The sequence below is a fragment of the Methylobacterium sp. M6A4_1b genome (assembly GCF_053345175.1).
The window spans coordinates 58,134-77,764 of record NZ_JBKEZQ010000011.1; the positions used below are offsets into that span (position 1 = coordinate 58,134).

General features: G+C 70.1%; 19 protein-coding genes and 2 pseudogenes. 4 read left to right on the forward strand and 17 right to left on the reverse strand.

The window, feature by feature from the left end:
• Positions 1-20 precede the first annotated feature (20 nt).
• The 17 genes and pseudogenes from ACLBWX_RS12885 to ACLBWX_RS12965 form a co-directional block, all read right to left on the reverse strand.
• Entirely contained in the window at positions 21-899 is an 879-nt protein-coding gene (locus tag ACLBWX_RS12885) for an outer membrane protein assembly factor BamD (RefSeq protein WP_056476901.1), read from the reverse strand.
• A gap of 219 nt (positions 900-1,118) precedes the next feature.
• On the reverse strand, positions 1,119-2,066 hold the full coding sequence (gene lpxC / locus ACLBWX_RS12890; RefSeq protein WP_447677461.1) for a UDP-3-O-acyl-N-acetylglucosamine deacetylase: 948 nt from the start codon (positions 2,064-2,066) through the stop codon (positions 1,119-1,121).
• A 329-nt stretch (positions 2,067-2,395) separates the two neighbouring features.
• Positions 2,396-4,204 (reverse strand): cell division protein FtsZ, encoded by a 1,809-nt coding sequence (gene ftsZ, locus ACLBWX_RS12895; RefSeq protein WP_447677462.1) that lies wholly within the window; start codon positions 4,202-4,204, stop codon positions 2,396-2,398.
• A gap of 118 nt (positions 4,205-4,322) precedes the next feature.
• A complete protein-coding gene (gene ftsA / locus ACLBWX_RS12900; protein WP_447677463.1) occupies positions 4,323-5,645 on the reverse strand; it encodes a cell division protein FtsA in 1,323 nt (440 codons plus the stop codon).
• A gap of 66 nt (positions 5,646-5,711) precedes the next feature.
• Entirely contained in the window at positions 5,712-6,683 is a 972-nt protein-coding gene (locus ACLBWX_RS12905; RefSeq protein ID WP_447677464.1) for a cell division protein FtsQ/DivIB, read from the reverse strand.
• Complete coding sequence (locus ACLBWX_RS12910; RefSeq protein ID WP_447677465.1) at positions 6,650-7,573, reverse strand: D-alanine--D-alanine ligase; 924 nt, start codon at positions 7,571-7,573, stop codon at positions 6,650-6,652. Before ACLBWX_RS12910 ends, ACLBWX_RS12905 begins: the two co-directional genes overlap by 34 nt.
• 38 nt (positions 7,574-7,611) lie before the next feature.
• Positions 7,612-7,986 (reverse strand): type II toxin-antitoxin system PemK/MazF family toxin, encoded by a 375-nt coding sequence (locus tag ACLBWX_RS12915; protein ID WP_447677466.1) that lies wholly within the window; start codon positions 7,984-7,986, stop codon positions 7,612-7,614.
• Positions 7,973-8,206 carry an AbrB/MazE/SpoVT family DNA-binding domain-containing protein gene (locus tag ACLBWX_RS12920; protein WP_447677467.1) on the reverse strand — a complete coding sequence of 78 codons (234 nt, stop codon included), beginning with the start codon at positions 8,204-8,206 and terminating at the stop codon, positions 7,973-7,975. Before ACLBWX_RS12920 ends, ACLBWX_RS12915 begins: the two co-directional genes overlap by 14 nt.
• A 37-nt stretch (positions 8,207-8,243) precedes the next feature.
• Positions 8,244-9,176, reverse strand: coding sequence for a UDP-N-acetylmuramate dehydrogenase (gene murB / locus ACLBWX_RS12925; protein WP_447677468.1), 933 nt, complete (start codon positions 9,174-9,176; stop codon positions 8,244-8,246).
• Positions 9,173-9,570: pseudogene (locus ACLBWX_RS12930) on the reverse strand (endonuclease domain-containing protein). Before ACLBWX_RS12930 ends, murB begins: the two are co-directional and overlap by 4 nt.
• Before the next feature lie 22 nt (positions 9,571-9,592).
• Positions 9,593-9,712: pseudogene (locus ACLBWX_RS12935) on the reverse strand (DUF559 domain-containing protein); the annotation flags it as partial.
• Positions 9,713-9,716: 4 nt separating this feature from the next.
• Positions 9,717-11,132, reverse strand: a complete 1,416-nt coding sequence (gene murC, locus ACLBWX_RS12940) for a UDP-N-acetylmuramate--L-alanine ligase (RefSeq protein WP_447677469.1) — start codon at positions 11,130-11,132, stop codon at positions 9,717-9,719.
• 71 nt (positions 11,133-11,203) lie between these two features.
• Positions 11,204-12,313, reverse strand: coding sequence for an undecaprenyldiphospho-muramoylpentapeptide beta-N-acetylglucosaminyltransferase (gene murG, locus ACLBWX_RS12945; protein ID WP_447677470.1), 1,110 nt, complete (start codon positions 12,311-12,313; stop codon positions 11,204-11,206).
• Entirely contained in the window at positions 12,310-13,476 is a 1,167-nt protein-coding gene (locus ACLBWX_RS12950; RefSeq protein ID WP_447677471.1) for an FtsW/RodA/SpoVE family cell cycle protein, read from the reverse strand. Before ACLBWX_RS12950 ends, murG begins: the two co-directional genes overlap by 4 nt.
• Positions 13,477-13,652: 176 nt before the next feature.
• Complete coding sequence (locus tag ACLBWX_RS12955) at positions 13,653-13,910, reverse strand: hypothetical protein (RefSeq protein WP_447677472.1); 258 nt, start codon at positions 13,908-13,910, stop codon at positions 13,653-13,655.
• A 128-nt stretch (positions 13,911-14,038) separates the two neighbouring features.
• Positions 14,039-15,022 carry a CobW family GTP-binding protein gene (locus tag ACLBWX_RS12960; protein ID WP_447677473.1) on the reverse strand — a complete coding sequence of 328 codons (984 nt, stop codon included), beginning with the start codon at positions 15,020-15,022 and terminating at the stop codon, positions 14,039-14,041.
• A gap of 43 nt (positions 15,023-15,065) precedes the next feature.
• The gene (locus tag ACLBWX_RS12965; protein ID WP_447677474.1) at positions 15,066-15,662 is read right to left on the reverse strand and encodes a TetR/AcrR family transcriptional regulator; all 597 of its coding nucleotides are present in this window, start codon (positions 15,660-15,662) and stop codon (positions 15,066-15,068) included.
• A 149-nt stretch (positions 15,663-15,811) separates the two neighbouring features.
• On the opposite strand from ACLBWX_RS12965, the gene ACLBWX_RS12970 reads away from it, so the two are divergent.
• The 4 genes from ACLBWX_RS12970 (at position 15,812) to panB (ending at position 19,608) form a co-directional block, all read left to right on the forward strand.
• Positions 15,812-16,780, forward strand: coding sequence for a quinoprotein relay system zinc metallohydrolase 2 (locus ACLBWX_RS12970; RefSeq protein WP_447677475.1), 969 nt, complete (start codon positions 15,812-15,814; stop codon positions 16,778-16,780).
• An 84-nt stretch (positions 16,781-16,864) separates the two neighbouring features.
• Positions 16,865-17,716, forward strand: coding sequence for a quinoprotein dehydrogenase-associated SoxYZ-like carrier (locus tag ACLBWX_RS12975; protein ID WP_447677476.1), 852 nt, complete (start codon positions 16,865-16,867; stop codon positions 17,714-17,716).
• A 13-nt stretch (positions 17,717-17,729) separates the two neighbouring features.
• On the forward strand, positions 17,730-18,320 hold the full coding sequence (locus ACLBWX_RS12980; protein WP_447677477.1) for a rhodanese-like domain-containing protein: 591 nt from the start codon (positions 17,730-17,732) through the stop codon (positions 18,318-18,320).
• A 463-nt stretch (positions 18,321-18,783) separates the two neighbouring features.
• On the forward strand, positions 18,784-19,608 hold the full coding sequence (gene panB, locus ACLBWX_RS12985; protein ID WP_056476855.1) for a 3-methyl-2-oxobutanoate hydroxymethyltransferase: 825 nt from the start codon (positions 18,784-18,786) through the stop codon (positions 19,606-19,608).
• The last annotated feature ends 23 nt before the right edge of the window (positions 19,609-19,631 follow it).

A 19,631-nucleotide genomic window follows, 5' to 3' on the forward strand; every position in this document is an offset into this window, starting at 1 on the left:
GAAGGGACCGGGAGCGAGGCCTACTGCGCTTCGGCGGTGCGACCGATGACGCCGCGATAGACCTTGCTGAGCCAGGAAGTCTTCTCCTCGCGCGGCTCCAGCCCGCCGTTCTGCAGGAGCGCGTGCGCATCCTTGTACCAGGGGCTGTCGGGGAAGTTGTGGCCGAGCACGGCGGCGGCGGTCTGCGCCTCCTGGGTCAGGCCGAGGGCCATGTAGGCCTCGGTCAGGCGCTCCAGCGCCTCCTCGGCGTGCCGGGTCGTCTGGTACTTGCTGACCACGTCGCGGAACCGGTTGATCGCGGCCGGGAAGTTGCGGCGCTCGAGGTAGAAGCGCCCGACCTCCATCTCCTTGCCGGCGAGCTGATCGCGGGTGATCTGGATCTTGGCCTTCGCGTCCGCCGCGTATTCGGACGTCGGATACTTCTGGACGAGCTCCTGCAGGCCGGCGAGCGCCTTCTCGGAGCGATCCTGGTCGCGGGTCACGTCGGGGATCTGCTTATAGTGCGACATCGCCATCAGGTACTGGGCGTAGGCCGCGTCCTTGCTCGCCGGATGGCGCTGCAGGTAGCGCTTCGAGGCGTTGATGGCGTCGTCGTACTTCGCGCCCTCGTAATTCGCGTAGGCCGTCATCAGCAGCGCTTTGCGCGACCAGTCGGAATAGCTGTAGGCCTTGTCGAGTTCGCCGAACTTCTTCGAGGCGCCCTCGTAGTCCTTGTCCTCCATCCGCGCCAAGCCCTCGCTGTAGAGCTTGTCGGCGGGAACGTCCGGGATGACCTCGGGCTTGTACTTTTCGGCGAAGGGATTGATCGAGTCGAGGGCGTCGCACCCGCCGAGGCCGAGGCCGATGACGGACACCAGCACGGCCGCCATCGCACCGCGGTTGGGATGAGTAAGGCGCATTCCGGTCTTCCCCCAACAGACGGGCCCGTTCTCGGACGCGCGTCGTCAAGCCATCACAAAGGTCGGTCGCGTGGCTGACGGCCTCATGCCACGATCCGGGTGCGCTGCACACCGGACGGACGTCCCGTTTCACGCTCGATTCACCGTGGAGGGCGATTTGGGCGCGAAAGCGGCGGGCGGGCCATGCCCTTCACAGAAACGAAGGCTGTGTCGGCGGCGCTACAGATCGCCGACGAAGGCGGCGATGCCGAGGCTGGCACCGAACTCGGTCAGGCTGGTCTCGCGGCGGACGCCGGGACCCTCGACGATGGCGTAGTTGGCGCGATCGGAGAACAGGGCGGTCAGGACGCCGACATTCATGCGGTGGCCGCCGCAATAGGAGCGGTAGCCGCCCTGGAGCGGAAGTCCGGCGAGGGCGAGGTCGCCCACGGCGTCCAGGAACTTGTGGCGGACGAACTCGTCGGCGTAGCGCAGGCCCTCGGGGTTCACGACGGCGGTCTCGCCGACCGCGACGGTGTTCTCGAGGGAGGCGCCGAGGGCGAAGCCCGCCTTCCAGTAGCGTTCCACGTCGCGCATCATGCCGAAGGTGCGGGCGCCGGCGATCTCGCGGCGGTAGGCGGAGGGGGTGAGGTCCATCGCCTTGCGGCTGCGGCCGATCACCGGATTCTCGAAATCGATCTCGACGTCGAGGCGGAAGCCCCGGTCGATGGGGCGAAGCTCGGCGAAGGCCCGGCCGACCTCGATGCGGACGGAGCGGAGAACCTTGATCCAGCGCTTGGCAGCTCCGCAGGCCGCGGTGCCGACGGCGTCGATGGCCTGGACGTAGGGAAGGGCGCTGCCGTCGAGGATCGGCATCTCGGGGCCGTCGATCTCGACGAGGACGTTGTCGATCCCGAGACCGTAGAGCGCCGACATCAGGTGCTCGATGGTGGCGACCGCGCCGCTCTCGACGTCACCGATGACGGTGCAGAGCTCGGTGGCGGAGACGCAGGCGTGGTGGGCCTTGATGAGCCGGTCGTTGCCGGTGGGCATTCCGGTGCGGAGGAAGGCGATGCCGTGATTGGCGGGCGCCGGATGCAGCGTGATCGCGACCGGGTTTCCGGAATGGACGCCGATGCCGCTCAGGGTCGCGGGGGCTTTGAGTGTCGTCTGTTGGTTCGTTCGCATTCCATAGCCCTCGGCCGTGATCGGGCGCGCCCATCCCGTCGGGATGGGCCTTCAGCCCCTTGCGATCCGTCCGCTGCTTGAAGCCCCTGCCGGCGTCTGATGGTCGAAACCACCGCGCCTTGTCGTTCCAAAATTCGTATAGCCGCGCCTCAAAGGCAGGCCAAATCACGGATTCTTACGCTGTGTTACAGCCGCGGTTTCCACTAGCGAATCCGAATCTCGTTTTGGAACAACGCTTTAACAATAGGCATAGCCCGGAGCCGTGAGGCTCCGGGCCTGTGGCTGAAATGTCTCAGCCGTGGGGTCGAAAGGTCCGCCGGACCTCGGCTTCAGTTCGCCTGGCGGCGCAGGAAGGCCGGGATCTCGAGCTGGTCGTCGTCCATCATGCGGGCCTGGGGCGCGACACGACCCTGTGGATCGAGGTTGCCCTGGGCCGGACGGTAGGCCGGCGGCGCCTGCACGGGCGCGCGCTTGGCGTAGTCAACCGGCGGCGCGACGTGGGGAGCCGGAGCGGCGGGAGCCCGCATCTGCGGCAGCGGAGCGGCCTCCACGTCCTCGCGGCGTCCACCGAAGCCCACGGTCGCCAGGCGGCGCAGGAGCGTCATGCGCTTGGAGTCGGCGGCCGGCTCGACCGGCTGCTCCTCGCGGGCCCGGAGCTGGGCCTGGGCGGGAAGCGGCAGGTCCTGGATCTGCGGCATGCGGGGGGCGCGGGCCACGGCCACGGCCGGCCGGGGCGGCACGAACGGGCCGGCGGCGTGCTGGGGCGCGGGCTCGGGGGCCGGCATCGGCGCGGGCTCGTAGGACATGGCGGCGCGCGGCTGGGTCTGGGTCAGCATCACCTCGTCGCGCATCACTGGCGCCTGCGGCAGCTCGACCCGCATCGGCTCGAGGGCGAGGGCCACCGGCTCGGGGGCGCGCAGGGTCTGCTGCGCCGGCGCCTGGACCGGAGCGGCATAGAGCGGAGCAGCCTGGAGCGGGGCGACCTGCAGCGACGCCGGGGCGGACTGCGCGGCCGGGGCCGCTACGGCTCCGTCCTGTCCGACGGGGCGAAAGGTCGACGCGGGCTGTGCGGCCCGCGCCCTCGCTTCCGCGCGCAGACGCTCGGCGACCTCGGCGATGCGCTGCTCGGTCTGCACGATGTCGGGGTTGTTCTGGGAGTTGGCGGAGATCAGCGCCGGCTCGATGCCGGTGGCGACGACCGAGACCCGGATGATGCCGTCGAGGCTCTCGTCGAAGGTGGCGCCCAGGATGATGTTGGCGTCCGAGTCGACCTCCTCGCGGATGCGGGTGGCGGCCTCGTCGAGCTCGTAGAGGGTGAGGTCGTTGCCGCCGGTGATCGAGATCAGCAGGCCGCGGGCGCCCTTCATCGAGACGTCGTCGAGGAGCGGGTTGGCGATGGCGGCTTCCGCCGCGCGGTTGGCGCGGTTCTCGCCCGAAGCCTCGCCGGTGCCCATCATGGCCTTGCCCATGCCGCGCATGATCGCGCGGACGTCGGCGAAGTCGAGGTTGATCAGGCCTTCCTTGACCATCAGGTCGGTGATGCAGGCGACGCCCGAGTAGAGCACCTGATCGGCCATCGCGAAGGCGTCGGCGAAGGTGGTCTTCTCGTTGGCGACCCGGAACAGGTTCTGGTTCGGGATCACGATCAGCGTGTCGACGGCCGCCTGGAGCTCCTGGATGCCGGCCTCGGCCGTGCGCATCCGGCGCACGCCCTCGAACTGGAAGGGCTTCGTGACGACGCCGACGGTGAGGATGCCCATGTCGCGGGCGGCGCGGGCGATGACGGGGGCCGCGCCGGTGCCTGTGCCGCCGCCCATGCCGGCGGTGATGAAGCACATGTGGGCGCCCGAGAGCTGGTCACGGATCTCGTCGATGACCTCGTCGGCCGCAGCCGAGCCGACCTCGGGGTGCGATCCGGCGCCGAGCCCCTGCGTCACGCCGAGGCCCATCTGGATCACGCGCTCGGCCTTCGAGGAGGTCAGCGCTTGAGCGTCGGTGTTGGCGACCACGAATTCGCAGCCCAGCAGGCCGGATTCGATCATGTTGTTGACGGCGTTGCCGCCGGCTCCGCCGACACCGAAGACGGTGATGCGGGGCTTGAGTTCCCGGATATCCGGCGCCTGCAGACTGATGGCCATGGTGTCGAGCCTCTCGTGCCTTTCACGTTTCGTTTGACGCCTGCCTGAGTCAGGAGCGCCGATTGGGTCTGGCCGTCCACGCCCACCCCGCGGGGTTCCGGGCGTGCCGGCGGTCGTCTCAGAAGCTCTCGCGGATCCAGCGTCCGACGCGCGAGAGGTAGCCGTCCGTTCCCGTGCCGGCGAAGGCCCCGTGGCCCCGCGGCTCGAAATGCTCCGCATGCGCCACCTGCGGGTAGACCAGGAGCCCCACCGCCGCCGAGAAGGCGGGACCCTTGGCGGCCTCCGGCAGGCCGCGGATGCCCAGCGGCCGGCCGATGCGGACCTGGCCCTCCATCACCCGGCGGGCGACTTCCGGCAGGCCGACGAGCTGGCTCGCGCCCCCCGTCAGCACCACCCGTCTTCCGGCCTGGGCCGAGAAGCCGGCGGCGCGCAGGCGGTCGCGCACCAGTTCCACCACCTCCTCGACGCGCGGGCGGATGATCCGCACGAGCTGCGAGCGCGGCACGTGGTTGGGGGCGTCGCCCTCGTCCTCGCCGACGCCGTGGACCGCGATCATGTCGCGCTCGTCGGAGGCGGTGGCGATGGCCGAGCCGTAGAGGGTCTTCAGGCGCTCGGCCGCCGCGACCCGGGTGGAGAGGCCGCGCGCGATGTCCATGGTGACGTGGTGGCCGCCGACCGCCACCGCATCCACATGGACGAGGTGGCCGCCGGAGAACACGCCGACGCTGGTGGTGCCGCCGCCCATGTCGACCACGGCGACGCCCATCTCGGCCTCGTCGTCCACCAGGGCCGAGAGGCCGGCGGCGTAGGGAGTGGCGATCACCGCCTCGACGCCGAGGTGGCAATGCTCGACGGCGAGCATGAGGTTGCGGGCGGCGGCCGCCTCGCCGGTGACCACGTGCAGGTCGACCCCGAGGGCGTCGCCCATCATGCCGGAGGGATCGATGACCGTGCCCTGCCCGTCGATGGCATAGCCGGTGGGCAGGGCGTGGAGCACGGCCCGCCCGGGGCTGACGCCGTGGGCCGAAGCGGTCTCCAGCACGCGCTCGACGTCGGAGCCCGTGACGGTGCCGGTGCGGGTGCCGACACGGGCCTCGAAGTGCTGCGAGCCGATGCGGCCGCCGGACATGTTGACGATGACCGACTGCACCTCGACCTTCGCCATCCGCTCGGCGGCGTGGACCGCCTGGCGGATCGCGCCCTCGGCGGCCTCGAGGTCGACGATGACGCCGCCCTTGAGCCCCTGCGAACGCTGGTGGCCGATGCCGATGACGCGGGCGAAGTGGGTGCGCCCGCGCAGGGTGGTGAGGGCCTCGGCCGGCTGGAGCTCGGCGATGAGGCAGACGATCTTGCTCGTTCCGATGTCGAGCACCGAGAGGGTGGTGCTGCGCCGGGCGGAGAGAGGCTTCAGGCGTGGGGTGAGGCCGTGCGGGTCGTGCATCGGGCTACCAGGCGGAACGGGTGTGGCGGGGACGGGACGCGGGATGCGCCGAACGGATCGCGCGGCTCATGTGCTGGTCCCCTTGGGCTTCGTCTTCTTCTGGGATTCGGCGCGGGCCGCGGCCGCCTCCTCGGTGAGCCGCACCACCACCCGGTCGGGCATGCGCAGGTCCACCGCGATGATGTCCTTCTCGAGGATCCGGTTGTCGCGCTCGAGCTTGACCAGCCGGGCCAGGGCCTCGGTGGCGCCCGTCTCGGGCAGGCGGATGTCGACGCCGTCGAGCTTGAGGGTCCAGCGCCGGCCGGAGACGTAGGTGCCGGCCTTGACGCGCTCGGCCAGGGTGCCGGCCGCCTCGATCAGGGCGAGATAGTCCTTCAGCTTGAGGTTGGCGTCGTCGCCGACCACGAGGGGCAGCGCGGCGTAGCGGTCGTCCCGCATTTGGTCGATCACCGTGCCGTCGGCGGCGATCACGGCGATCTCGCCGTTGCGCTGCCACAGGGCGGCGGGCTCGCGCTCGACCTGGGTGATGACGATCTCGTTCGGGTAGACCTTGCGCACGGAGGCGCTGGCGATCAGCGGCACCGCCAGCAGGCGCTCGCGGGCCTCGGCCACGTCGAGGAAGACCACCGAGGAGTGGCCGTCGATGCCGGCGGCCTGGAGCACCTCGCGCTCGTAGAGCCGGGCGATGCCCGAGATGGTGACGCGCTCGACGCCGAAGCCGGCGAGGCGCGCCATGATGTCGAGGGGGCGGCCGTGCTCGGCCACGAAACGGTCGTAGGCGCCGCTGCCGGCGAAGCCGGCGAGCGCCAGGGCCGCGAAGGAGACCGAGAAGGCGGCCGTGCCGAGGTGGCGCGGGATGCGGCGCTCGATCGGAAGGGCGAGGCGGGAGCGGCGGCCGGGGGGCGTGAAGCGGCGCAGGCGGGCGCTGAGCGCCGCGCGGACGGAGGCGATCGTGCCGGCGGCCGGGCCGAGCGGGCCGTGGCCGCTCGGCGGACCTTCGGCCCCTACCGGCCCAACGTTGCGTCCTCCACCATCCATTGAACGAGCTCACCGAAACTATAGCCCGCATGGGCTGCCATCTCCGGGACCAAGCTCGTCTTCGTCATGCCGGGTTGCGTGTTGACCTCCAGCACGACGAGGGCACCGGTTCCCCCCGGTGTGTCGTCGTAGCGAAGGTCCGCACGGCTGATGCCCCGGCACCCGAGTGCTTGATGCGCCGTTAACGACAACTCTTGGACACGCTGGTAAAGATTTGGTTTAATTTCTGCCGGGAGGACGTGGATCGACCCCCCCTCGGCGTACTTCGCGTCGAAGTCGTACCACTCCCCCGAAGCCGGCTTGATCTCGATCACCCCGAGGGCCCTGTCGCCCATCACGGCGCAGGTCAGCTCGCGTCCGGCGACGTAGGTTTCCGCAAGGATTTCATCGCCGTAGCCCCAATCCTCCCGGCCCACTTCCTGGGGCGGATGGGAGCGTCCGTCGCGCACGATGATGACCCCCATGGAGGAGCCCTCGGCCACCGGCTTCAGCACGTAGGGGGCCGTCAGCACGTGTGACCTGGCGGCCTCATGACGGTTAACGACGCGGCCCTCCGGGACGCTGACGCCGGCCGCCCGCATGACCACTTTGGCACGCTCCTTGTGCATCGCCAGCGCCGAGGCCAGCACGCCGGAATGCGTGTAGGGGATGCGCAGCAGCTCCAGCAGGCCCTGGATCGTGCCGTCCTCGCCCGCCGGCCCGTGCAGCGCGTTGAACGCCACGTCGGGCCGCAGGTCGGTCAGCACCGTCGCGATGTCCGGCTGGACGTCGACCCGGGTGACGCGGAAGCCCTGCCCTTCGAGGGCGTCCGCGCAGGCATGCCCCGAATTCAGCGAGACCGGCCGCTCGGAGGACCACCCGCCCATCAGGACGGCGACGTGCTTGGACATGGGAACTCCTGAGAATGACCCGGATACGAGTTGCGTCGTCACGCCGGCCGTCGTGGACCGATCCTGTCGTGGATCGCATCGAAGACCGCCCCGGCCGCCACCGGCGGCAGTGTTCCGATCCGCCTGAGAATGCGAGCCGGTTCGATGCAGGCCAGCTTGATGGGTCTGACGACTGAAGGCACATCGAGTCCGGCGGCGGCAAGATCGGCGATCGCCAGGTCGCCCCCGAGGGCGGGGTTGTTCGCACTGGTGATCATCGCGATCCAGACGAACCCCGCCTCGGCGACGGCTTGTCCCGAGATCACGACGGCCGGGCGACGCTTCTCGGCGAGACGGTCGGAGTAGGGAAACGGTACGACCACCACGGTCCCGGCGGGGAATGTGCGTTCGCCGGGGTCCCTAGAGATTGCCATAGGCTTCTTCGTCGGCGGCACCGGCCCATTCCGTGAAGGTCACGAAGGGATCTTCGCCCTCGGGCCGCGCCTTCTCGATACGGATACCGTCCGGCGCGATCACGTAGCGAAGGCGATCACCCGGGCGGATATCGAGGCGTTCGCGGACTTCGGCCGGGAGCACGGTCTGGCTCTTCACGGAGACCTTCGAGTAGATTGTCAGGACGTCCCGTCCGGTCATCGGCACCCTCCCGCTAAAATACTTACGCCTTACCGCCTTACTGCGCCTGTGTCGACAGTCCGATGCGCTTGATCTCCCAGTGGAGCTCGATGCCGGAGGTCTCGTGCACGCGCCGCCGCACCGTCTCGCCGAGCCCCTCGATGTCGGCCGCGGTGGCGTTGTCGCGGTTGATCAGGAAGTTGCAGTGCATCTCGGAGACCTGCGCGCCGCCGATCCTCAGGCCGCGGCAGCCGGCCGCGTCGACGAGTTGCCAGGCCTTGGCCCCGGGCGGGTTCTTGAAGGTGGAGCCGCCGGTGCGCTCGCGGATCGGCTGGGCCGCCTCGCGCGCCGCCGTCACCCGCTCCATCTCGGCCTCGATGGCCGCGCGCTCGCCGGACCGCCCGCGGAACACCGCATGCGTGAAGATCACGTCGTCGGGAACGCCGCTGTGCCGGTAGGTGAAGCCCATCTCCGCGTGGCTGAAGCGACGCGCCCGGCCCCCGCGGTCGACGCCGTGGGCCTCCACCAGCACGTCGGTGGTCTCGCCGCCATGGGCGCCGGCATTCATCCGCAGCGCGCCGCCGACCGAACCGGGAATGCCGCGGAAGAACGCGAGCCCATCGAGCCCGGCCTCGGCCGCCGCCTTGGCGAGGCGCATGTCCGGCACCGCCGTGCCGACGCGCAGGGTCTCGCCGTCGATCTCCACCGTGCCGAAGGCCCGTCCGCCGAGGCGCACCACGACGCCCGGCACGCCGCCGTCGCGCACGATGAGGTTCGAGCCGAGGCCGATCACCGTCACCGGAACCGTGGGGTCGAGGGCCGCGAGCAGGAGGCCGAGATCCTCCGCATCGGCCGGAGTGAACAGCACCTGGGCGGGGCCACCGACCCGGAACCAGGTCAAATCCGACAGGGGCTGGTTGGCGATGAGCCGCCCGCGCAGGGCCGGCGCCCGGGCGCGGATGTCGGGGGTGATGTCCGGAAAGGCGGTCATGCGTGTTCTCCCCCTCTCCCCGCTTGCGGGGAGAGGACTTTGCCGACCTCGTCGGCGGCGAGGCGAGGCGGCAGCCGAGGGTGAGGGGGTGATTCCATGTGAGACGCCTTCGGAATCGCCCCCTCACCGTCGCCCTTCGGGCTCACGCCGAACCCGGCGAGGGGTTCGGCGCCCTCTCCCGGCGAGCGGGGAGAGGGGAGGATCGTCGCGAGGACGTCAACGGTCTGGTTCATGACGTCCGTATTCCAGAAGCGCAGGATGCGGTCACCCCGCTCGACGAGCCACGCGTCCCGGACTTGATCGCGCGCGCTATCCGATGCTGGCCGGCATCCGCCTCGACGATCAGCCGGACCTCGCGGCAGGGAGAATCCGCGATGGAAGGCCCGACCCGCACTTGCAGGACGAACTTGCCGGACGAACTTGAAGCCGGCGAGGCGCCGATCCGTCAGGCGGGACCAAAGACGCCGCTCGGCTTCCGTTTCCGGCGCCCGCAGGCCCCGGCGGAAACGCGTCCGTTCCGTCGCGGCGCCGCACACGGCCTCACGCCTTCACGCCGTCCAGGGCGGCGAGTTCGCCCGGCAGGGCGTAGGCCCATTGCGTGATGTTGCCGGCGCCGAGGCAGACCACGTAGTCGCCGGGCTTGGCGCGGCCGGCGACGATGCCGGCCAGATCCTCGGACCGCTGCAGCGCGATGGCGTCGCGATGGCCGCGGGACTTCAGGCCCGAGACGAGACCGTCGCGGTCCATGCCCTCGATCGGGGCCTCGCCCGCCGCGTAGACGGGGGCGACGATGACCGTGTCGGCATCGTTGAAGCAGGTGCAGAAATCGTCGAACAGCGAGGCGAGGCGCGTGTAGCGGTGCGGCTGGACGATGGCGATGACGTTGCTCTCGGTGGAGGCGCGGGCGGCCTTCAGCACCGCCTTGATCTCCACCGGATGGTGTCCGTAATCGTCGAAGATCAGCGCGCCGTTCCACTCACCCGTCTTGGTGAAGCGGCGCTTCACCCCGCCGAAGCCCGCCAGCGCCTTGCGGATCGCTTCCGGCTCGACGCCGAGTTCGTGCGCGACGGCCAGCGCCGCGGTGGCGTTCAGGGCGTTGTGCTTGCCCGGCATCGGCAGGACGAGATCCTCCATCTCCAGGCGGAAGCCCGGGCGCCGGTCGCGGATCATCACCCGGAACTTGCTCTGGCCGCCGCGCAGATCCACGTCGATGAGGCGGACATCGGCCTGCGGGTTCTCGCCGTAGGTGATGATGCGGCGATCCTCGATGTGGCCGACGAGGTCCTGAACGATCGGGTGGTCGATGCACATCACGGCGAAGCCGTAGAACGGGATGTTGTCGATGAAGCGCCGGAAGGCGTCCTTGACCGCGTCGAAGGAGCCGAAATGGTCGAGGTGCTCGGGGTCGATGTTGGTGACGATCGCCACGTCCGCCGGCAGCTTGAGGAAGGTGCCGTCGGATTCGTCGGCCTCCACCACCATCCACTCGCCCTCGCCCATGCGGGCGTTGGTGCCGTAGGCGTTGATGATGCCGCCGTTGATCACGGTGGGGTCGAGGTTGCCGGCATCGAGCAGGGTGGCGACGAGGGAGGTCGTCGTGGTCTTGCCGTGCGTGCCCGCGATGGCGACGCAGGACTTAAAGCGCATCAGTTCGGCCAGCATCTCGGCCCGGCGCACCACCGGCAGGCGGCGCTCGCGGGCGGCGACCAGTTCCGGGTTGTCGCGCCGGATCGCGGTGGAGACCACCACGAGGGCGGCCTCCTCGACGTTGCCGGCCTCGTGGCCGATGAAGGTGCGCATGCCCTTCTCGGCCAGCCGCCGGACATTGGCGTTGTCGTTGGCGTCCGACCCCTGCACCGTATAGCCGAGGTTGTGCATCACCTCGGCGATGCCGGACATGCCGATGCCACCGATGCCGATGAAGTGGATGGGACCGAGCTTGTCGGGCAGCTTCATGGGAAGGACCAGTCTCAGGGGCGTCGGACGCGGACGGATCGGCGCCGACGGGGTCTATCAGGCGGAAGGGCTCAAGGGTTCGCCGCCGTCGCGATGACGATGTCGGCCAGCCGCTCGGCGGCGTCGTGAATTCCTGCGCTTTTGGCCGCTGAGGCCGCCGCGGTCAATTTTTCGGGATTGGTGAAGAGGTCCACGAGTTCCGCCGTGAGGCGGTCCGGCGTGAAGGCCGTCTGCGGGATCGCCTGGGCGGCGCCGATGGCGGCGAGCGTCGCGGCGTTGGCGGCCTGGTCCTGGTCGAGGGCACCGGGCAACGGCACCAGGATGGCGGGCCGGCCGATGGCGGCGAGCTCCGAGACCGTCGAGGCGCCCGATCGCCCGATGACGAGGTGAGCCGCCGCCATGCGGGCCGGGAGGTCCTTGAAGAAGGGCGCAGCCTCGAAGCCGGCGAGCCCCAGGCCGAGATAGAGGTTCTGGACCTGCGTCAGGTCCTCGGCCCGCACCTGCTGCACCAGGCGGAGGCGGGCGCGCAGGTCGGCGGGCAGGTTGGCGATGGCGGTGGGCACGACCTCGCCCATCACCCGGGCGCCCTGGCTGCCGCCGAAGACGAGGAGGTGCAGCGGGTCACCGGCACCGGCCGGCGGGTAGGAGACCTTCGCGGCCTCGAGCACCGCGGGGCGCAGGGGGTTGCCGGTGTGGGTCCGGGGCGCGAGGGCCTTGACCGGCACGCCGCGGACTTCCCGGAAGCCGGTGGCGATCGCCCGCGCTCCCCGGGCCAGGAAGGCGTTGGCCCGCCCCATCACGGCGTTCTGCTCGTGCAGGACGGTCGGCACGCGCAGGATCTGCCCGGCCAGCATCGGCGGCACGGTGGGGTAGCCGCCGAAGCCGACGATGGCGGCCGGGTCGATGCGCTTGATCTGCCGGGCGGCGACGCCGAAGCCGCGCCCCAGGGTGAGGAGCGCGGTGCCGCGCTTGATCAGGGACCGGCCGGACGGCGTCGCCGAGGCGATGGTGACGATCTCGGAGGCCGGGAAGCCGGCGGCGATGGAATCCACCCGGGCATCGGTCGCCAGCACGACCCGCACGCCCCGGGCGCGCAGGGCATGCGCCAGGCTCTCGGCGGGGAACAGGTGCCCGCCCGTGCCACCGGCACAGAGCAGGATCGTGGCGGTCGCAACGGTCAACGCATCACTCCGGCGATGGTCGCCGGCGCGGTGCCCGGCGGCTTCTGGCTCAGGGTGGTGGTCCGGGGGCGCTTGCGGGTCAAGGCCACGAGGAAGCCCATGCCCAGCGCCAGCGAGATCAGCGAGGAGCCGCCGTAGGAGACGAAGGGCAGCGTCATGCCCTTGGCGGGCATCAGCCGAACGTTCACCGCCATGTTGATGCAGGCCTGGAGGCCGAACAGGGTGGTCAGGCCCGTGATCGCCAGGCGCGAGAAGGTGTCGTCGGTGCGTCGGGCCAGCTTGAGGCCGCGCATGACGATGTAGGCGAACAGCAGCACGAGCCCGAGGCAGACGATGGTGCCGAACTCCTCGCCCGTCACCGAGAAGATGAAGTCTGTATGGGCGTCGGGCAGGTGGCGCTTGGCGACGCCCTCCCCCGGGCCGGTGCCGAACCAGCCGCCGGAATTGAAGGATTGCCGCGCCCAGTAGCCCTGGAAGTTGTCGCCGGAATCGCTGTCGAGGAAGCGGTCGATGCGCTCGCGGACGTGGTGCAGGAAGCGGTAGGCGGCGGCGACGCCGATCAGGCCGCCGGCACCGAGGCCCGCGACCCAGAACCAGTGCAGGCCGGCCACGAAGAAGAGCGCGCACCACACGATGGTGATGAGCATGGTTTGACCGAAATCGGGCTGCAGCACGAGGGGCACGATGGTGACCGGCAGGAGCAGGATCGCCAGGAAACCGCCCGGCATGTCGCGGCGCTGCGCACCTTCCGAGAAGGCCCAGGCCGCCACCACCACGAAGGCGGGCTTCACGAATTCCGAGGGCTGGATGCCGATGGCCCCGAACTGGATCCAGCGATGGGCGCCCTTGATCTCCGGCCCGAACTTGCTCGCCAGGATGCACAGGGCGACGCCCATCATCCAGGTGAAGAGCGCGACGCGCCGGATGTGGCGCAGGGACAGGAAGGACACGCCGACGATGATGAGGATCGTGGGCGCGAGGTAGAGGGCCTGCCGGTTGAGGAAGTGGAAGGTCGGCAGGCCGATCTTCTCGGCCACCGGCGGCCCGCCGCCCATGAGGAAGACGAGCCCCGCCACCATGAGCGCCCCCAGCCCGGCGAGCAGGCCGCGGTCGACGGTCCACCACCAGTCCGTCAGGGGCGTGCGTTCGGCGCGGGACATCATGGGATCAGCGCTCTCCGGGACCTCACGGCGCCCGAACCGGGCAGCCGTATGCGACCGGCAGCGTCACGCCGGCACGGAAACGATCCTCTGCCGGAATGGTAAACCAAGTGTTGCGGGAACGGCGTTTGGCCGGGGGCGGGCGCGCCCGGGGACGGCGCTGCCGGCCCCGCTCCGCCCTAGTGGCGCATGGACTTGAAGCGGCAGGTGCGGCCGGCGTCGCGATAGCCCGCGGGACATTGCCGGACGCAGGCGCCGGCCGCGAACTTGAGCGGGGGCGGGCAGGCCCGGGCGGCGCCGCGCTGCTGGAACTGGTAGGACTGCGCCGGTCCGGCCATCGCGCCCGAAGCGAGGAACAGGGGCGCGGCGCAGACAAGGCCGGTCAGGCAGGCAAGACGCAGGCAGGCAAGACGCAGACGGGTTCGGCGCAGGGTCATGGCGGGATTCCGATCGGGGGACGCATCCGGCATCGCCGTGCTCCGCGGTGGGAGCGCGACGACCGCACGGACAATGCGCCGCTCCGCGATCGGTTCGCCGAGGCAGCGGCGCCGATGCCCCGCCCCGGTCAGGCCCGGCAATCCTCGAAGCCGGCGCGGATCTCCGCCGGATCGAGCTTGCGGCCGATGAAGACCACCCGCGAGACGCGGGGCTCGTCGGCCTTCCACGGTCCCTGGAGGTCGCCGTCGAGGATCTGGTGCACGCCCTGGAAGACGAAGCGCTGGGGCTCGTCCGGGAAGGCGACGATGCCCTTGCAGCGCAGGATGTCGGGGCCCTGGACCTGGGTCAGGGTCGAGATCCAGGGCATGAACTTCTCCGGGTCCACCGGCCCGTCGATGCTGGCCGAGACCGACTGCATGTCCTCGTCGTGGTGATGGTGGTGGCCCTCCTCCAGGAAGTCGGGCTCGATGTCGAGGATGCGGCCGAGGTCGAAGGCGTTGCGCTCCAGCACCGCCTCGAGGGGCACCGCGCAGCGCTCGGTGCGGTGGACCTTGGCGTAGGGGTTGATCGCGCGGATCTGGCCCTCGACCCGGGCGAGGTCGGCCTCCCCGACGAGGTCGGACTTGTTGAGCAGGATCACGTCCGCGAAGGCGATCTGGTTCTTGGCCTCCGGCGCATCATTGAGGCGGTCCGAGAGCCACTTGGCGTCGGCCACCGTCACCACCGCATCGAGGCGGGCGGCCGCGCCCACATCCTCGTCGATGAAGAAGGTCTGGGCGACGGGGGCGGGATCGGCGAGGCCCGTGGTCTCGACGATGATCGCGTCGAACTTGCCGCGCCGCTTCACCAGGCCGTCCATGATGCGGATCAGGTCGCCGCGCACCGTGCAGCAGACGCAGCCGTTGTTCATCTCGAACACCTCCTCGTCGGCGCCGATGATGAGGTCGTTGTCGATGCCGATCTCGCCGAACTCGTTGACGATCACCGCGTAGCGCTTGCCGTGGTTCTCGGTGAGAATGCGGTTCAGGAGCGTCGTCTTACCGGCGCCCAGGTAGCCGGTCAGCACCGTGACGGGAATCTTCGAGGAGGCGGTGTTCGGGCTGTCGGACATGGAGGCTCTTCGTCGGTGGCGCGGGAGGCGTCGCTGCAGCCTGTTATATTGTATCAGCCCGGCGGGATGAAACCCCGACGGACCGCAGCCCGTCGCAAAGGGCGCTCAGGGTGTCGCGAAAACCCGCCGGCCCCGCCAGCAGGCGCTCCATGAGGAGGGCCCCCTCGAGGGCGGCGATCACCATGCGGGCCATGGCGGCAGGCTCGGCCGAGGCGCGCACGCACCCTGCGGCGACGCCTTCGGCGAGCACGCCCTCGAGCCATCCGATGTGCTTCTCGAAGAAGCGGGCGATGTCGGAGCGGAGTGAATCCGGCAGGGCGTCACCCTCGATGGCCAGGGCGGCGCAGAGGCAGCCCAGGCCCGCCTCGACCCCGCCGAGATAGAGCGCGCCGTAGGCGGCGATCCGCCGGATCGCGTCCGGCTCGCCGGCGCGAATCTCGGCCAGCGCCGCGTCGTAGCGGGCGTCGTAGGCCGCCACGAGGGCGCGGGCCAGGTCGGATTTGGTGGGAAAGTGGTGGTGGATGCTCGCCTTGCGGATCCCGACCGTCCCGGCGAGGTCCGCGTAGCTGAAGCCGGCATAACCCCGGCGGCGCACCAGGGTCTCGGCCTGCAGCAGCAACGCGGCGCGGGTGTCCCTCATCGTCCCGTCCTCTCCGTTGTCCGGCCGCTTTGGTTCGACCGGGCCCGCGCGGATCCGTGATCGCCCGGCGGACGGCATCCCGGCTTATGCCGTTGACGCGGGCGAAAATCTACCTACTACTTGGTAGAATAAGAAAACGGAGGATTACCATGCGGGCTGACGCCGGCCGATCGCACCGGAGCACGTCGCGCGGGAGTACCACGCGGCGCGGCGCCCTGTTCGGCGGCCTGTGCCTGTGCTGCCTGCCGACCCTGGGGCGCTCGGCCGAGGGCTTCGATCTGCAGGAGGTCGGCCCCGGCATCTTCATCCGACGCGGCCCCGACGCCGAGGCGACTCCGGAGAACGACGACGCCATCGCCAATATCGGCTTCATCGTGGGCGAGCGGTCCGTGCTCGTCACCGAATCGGGCGGCAGCCTTGCCGACGGGGCCTGGCTCCGTTCGGAGATCCGGAAGCGCACCGACAAGCCGATCAGCCACCTGGTGCTGACCCACGTCCACCCGGACCATTGCTTCGGGGCGGCGGCCTTCGCCGAGGACAGGCCGGTCTATATCGGGCATCACGCCCTGCGCGCCGCCCTCGACGCCCGCGGCGACTATTATCGCGGCCGCCTCGCCGAGATCCTGGGCGCCGACCGGGCCGGCAGCGTGGTCTATCCCACCCTGGACGTGGCGGACGGCGCCGAGGCGGACCTCGGCGGGCGCGTCCTGCGCTTCACCGCTCACGGAGCTGCGCATACGAACTGCGACCTCTCCATGCGCGATTCGGCCAGCGGCATCCTGTTTCCCGCCGACCTCCTGTTCGTGACCCGCATTCCTTCCCTCGACGGCAGCCTCGTGGGCTGGCTCAGGGAGGTGGATCGCCTGCGCGCGACAGGGGCGACCCAGGCGGTCCCGGGCCACGGGCCGAGGCTGGTCGATGTCGCGCCCGCCCTGGACGACCTCGCCCGCTATCTCACGACCCTGCGCGACGAGACCCGGAAGGCCATCGCGGCGGACGTTCCGATCGAGAAGGCGGTCCAGACCGTCGGCCAGGCCGAGCGCGACAAGTGGGTCCTCTTCGACACCTATAACGGCCGCAACGTCACCCAGGCCTTCAAGGAACTGGAATGGGAGTGAGCCGGCGACTTGAGCCCGGCATCGCCCACGCCACATGATGATGCAAAGAGTCGAAACCGATCGTCCACCGGGAGAAACGCCGTGATGCGCCCAGCCAAACCCGTCCTCGTCCGATCCGTCCTCGCGGCGCTGACCCTCGCCCTGCCCCTGGCCAGCGCGGGCACCGCGCTGCGGCCGGGCGCGGTCCACGCCGCCGGCGCGAGCGACGACGAATCCGAGCGCCTCGCCCGCTGGAAGGAGATCCAAAAGTCGATCTTCGGGGATCGCCGGATCGCGCCGACCGACAGTCTCGTGACGGTCGACGCCCCGGTGCGGGCGATGGATGCGGCCCTTGTGCCGATCACGCTGACGATGCCGGAGAAGGACCGGATCGCCGGCGTCCATCTCGTCATCGACGACAACCCCTCGCCCTATGCCGCCCACATCGCCTTCGGCCCGGGGGCGGATGCCGGCGAGATCAAGCTCCGGGTGCGGGTGAACAACTACACCAACATCCACGCGGTGGTGGAGACCAAGGACGGACAGCTCTTCGAGACGACGAAGTTCGTGAAAGCCTCCGGCGGCTGCTCGGCCCCGATGGGCATGAGCGACGAGGAGGCGATGAAGGGCATGGGCGACATGAAGCTGAAATTCGCGGAGGCCCAGCCCGGGCGCCCGGTGGAGGCGACGCTGATGATCCGCCATCCGAACTTCAGCGGCATGCAGATGAACCAGGTCACCCGCGACTACACGCCGGCCCGCTACATCAACAAGGTGACGATCACCCGCGGGGACCAGGCCGTGCTGACCCTCGACGGCGACATCTCGATCGCCTCGAATCCGGTGATCAATTTCGGCCTGCGCCCGGAGGGCCAGGGCCCGATCAAGGTCGTGGCCACGGACAACCTAAACGGCCGCTGGGAGCACAGCTTCACCGCGCCGAGCGCCACGAACTGATGGGTCCGGGGCGATGAGGCAACGGCTCCTCCGGATCGCGGTCGCGGGAACCGCCCTGCTCCTCCTGGCCGCGGCGAGCCCGGCGGATTCTCCCGTCAACGTGCCGGAGCCGGACGGAATCTGGACCGGGCCGCAGCGGGGCTACACCCCCGCGACCCTGGCCGGCGCGAGCGTCATCGACATCGACGCGCTCGATGCCCTCGTCGCCCGCGACAGGCCGGTGCTTCTGGACGTCTCCCTGGCCGACCGGCGCCCGGCGGGGTTTCCCGACGACCGGCCCTGGCTCCCGGCCCACCGATCGGTGCCCGGCGCGGTCTGGATGGCCAATGCGGGCGCCGCGCCCCTCGACCCCGCCCGCGAGGCCCTGTTCCTCGAGCGCGTCGCGGAGCTGACCGGGGGCGACAAGGGCCGGGCCGTCGTGGCCTTCTGCCATCCCGAGTGCTGGGGCAGCTGGAACGCGGCCAAGCGGCTGGTGCTTCAGGGCTATACCCGCGTGCACTGGTTCCCCGAGGGCATCGAGGGCTGGCAGGAGCGCCATCCCACCACGGTCATCCCCGAGGACGCCGCCTGGCGCGCGGGCACCGGGAGCGAAGCGCAACGGTGAGGCGGCTGCCCGACCGGTCCGGGCCGGAACGAACCCCTTGACGCGGCACGATGTTTCCGGCCCGCGCGGCCACGCTTAAATTATCGGCACGCTTCTGCAGGAATGCTGGCACGACCGCAGTTGACAGCGGTCCTGTTGTGGCGGAATAAAGGCACCCACAGGCGCCCGAAAGTCTAGGGAGGAAACGCCCGGAGAGAGCACGGAGCAGCGACGCCATCGCTGTTATCGAGGCCCCCGGGCAAGACTTGCGGCACGACGTCCTTTTCCGAACGTTGCTGCACCTGGATGGACGTCATCTGGTATACCATTTACCCGATCGACCCGTTGCGGCACGCGTCGCGGCGACAATGCCGTGGGACCGTCACTTTCGGCTCGCGCGCTCCGTTGCGAGGCCGTGTATAGAGACGCCACCAGCAGACGGTCCGCCGCGTTCCGGCGGGCCGCACCAGCCGGGTGGAGTCCGATGTCGCAAGCCGTTCAGTCCCGCCGCATCCGCGCGATCGACCTGGCCAAGCGCAAGGCCGAGGGGCGCAAGATCATCGCGCTGACCGCCTATCACGCCCACACCGCCGGCATCCTCGACCCGTACTGCGACTTCATCCTCGTGGGCGACTCCCTCGGCATGCTGATGCACGGCATGGAATCGACCCTGCCCGTCACCCTGGAGATGATGATCGTCCAGGCCCAGGCGGTGATCCGGGGCACAGCGCGCGCCCTCGTCGTGGTGGACATGCCGTTCGGCTCCTACGAGGCGAGCCCGCAGCAGGCCTTCCTCAATGCCGCCCGCGTGCTCAAGGAGACGGGAGCCGGGGCGATCAAGATGGAGGGCGGCGCACGCTTCGCCGAGACCGTGGCCTTCCTGGTCGAGCGCGGCGTGCCGGTGATGGGGCACATCGGCCTCACGCCCCAGTCGGTGAACACCATGGGAGGCTTCAAGGTGCAGGGCCGCGAGGCCGACGGCGAGCGCCGTCTGATGGCCGATGCCCGCGCCATCAACGATGCCGGCGCCTTCGCCATCGTGATGGAGGGCATCGTCGAGCCGGTGGCCCGGGCCATCGCCACGTCCCCCGACATCACCACGCCCACCATCGGCATCGGCGCCACCATGGCCTGCGACGGCCAGATCCTCGTTCTCGAGGACATGCTGGGCCTGAGCGACAGGGTGCCGAAATTCGTGAAGCGCTTCGGCACCCTGCGCGGCCAGATCGAGGCCGCAGTAAAGGATTATGCCGAAGAGGTCCGCTCCGGCACCTTCCCGGCCGAGGAGCACACGTATCAGCCGCTGTGAGGCGCTCCCCCATAGGGCTATGG

Excerpts from the sequence above, each read along its gene's own strand:
- ACLBWX_RS12975 (WP_447677476.1), top strand. The coding sequence starts at position 16,865 with ATGCGCCCAGCCAAACCCGTCCTCGTCCGATCCGTCCTCGCGGCGCTG.
- ACLBWX_RS12980 (WP_447677477.1), top strand. The coding sequence starts at position 17,730 with ATGAGGCAACGGCTCCTCCGGATCGCGGTCGCGGGAACCGCCCTGCTC.
- murC (WP_447677469.1), bottom strand. The coding sequence starts at position 11,132 with ATGAAGCTGCCCGACAAGCTCGGTCCCATCCACTTCATCGGCATCGGT.
- ACLBWX_RS12910 (WP_447677465.1), bottom strand. The coding sequence starts at position 7,573 with ATGTCCAAGCACGTCGCCGTCCTGATGGGCGGGTGGTCCTCCGAGCGG.
- ACLBWX_RS12915 (WP_447677466.1), bottom strand. The coding sequence starts at position 7,986 with ATGGCAATCTCTAGGGACCCCGGCGAACGCACATTCCCCGCCGGGACC.
- lpxC (WP_447677461.1), bottom strand. The coding sequence starts at position 2,066 with ATGCGAACGAACCAACAGACGACACTCAAAGCCCCCGCGACCCTGAGC.
- ftsZ (WP_447677462.1), bottom strand. The coding sequence starts at position 4,204 with ATGGCCATCAGTCTGCAGGCGCCGGATATCCGGGAACTCAAGCCCCGC.
- ACLBWX_RS12965 (WP_447677474.1), bottom strand. The coding sequence starts at position 15,662 with ATGAGGGACACCCGCGCCGCGTTGCTGCTGCAGGCCGAGACCCTGGTG.
- ACLBWX_RS12905 (WP_447677464.1), bottom strand. The coding sequence starts at position 6,683 with ATGGATGGTGGAGGACGCAACGTTGGGCCGGTAGGGGCCGAAGGTCCG.
- ACLBWX_RS12970 (WP_447677475.1), top strand. The coding sequence starts at position 15,812 with ATGCGGGCTGACGCCGGCCGATCGCACCGGAGCACGTCGCGCGGGAGT.
- ACLBWX_RS12960 (WP_447677473.1), bottom strand. The coding sequence starts at position 15,022 with ATGTCCGACAGCCCGAACACCGCCTCCTCGAAGATTCCCGTCACGGTG.
- ftsA (WP_447677463.1), bottom strand. The coding sequence starts at position 5,645 with ATGCACGACCCGCACGGCCTCACCCCACGCCTGAAGCCTCTCTCCGCC.
- ACLBWX_RS12955 (WP_447677472.1), bottom strand. The coding sequence starts at position 13,910 with ATGACCCTGCGCCGAACCCGTCTGCGTCTTGCCTGCCTGCGTCTTGCC.
- ACLBWX_RS12950 (WP_447677471.1), bottom strand. The coding sequence starts at position 13,476 with ATGATGTCCCGCGCCGAACGCACGCCCCTGACGGACTGGTGGTGGACC.
- ACLBWX_RS12920 (WP_447677467.1), bottom strand. The coding sequence starts at position 8,206 with ATGACCGGACGGGACGTCCTGACAATCTACTCGAAGGTCTCCGTGAAG.
- ACLBWX_RS12885 (WP_056476901.1), bottom strand. The coding sequence starts at position 899 with ATGCGCCTTACTCATCCCAACCGCGGTGCGATGGCGGCCGTGCTGGTG.
- panB (WP_056476855.1), top strand. The coding sequence starts at position 18,784 with ATGTCGCAAGCCGTTCAGTCCCGCCGCATCCGCGCGATCGACCTGGCC.
- murB (WP_447677468.1), bottom strand. The coding sequence starts at position 9,176 with ATGACCGCCTTTCCGGACATCACCCCCGACATCCGCGCCCGGGCGCCG.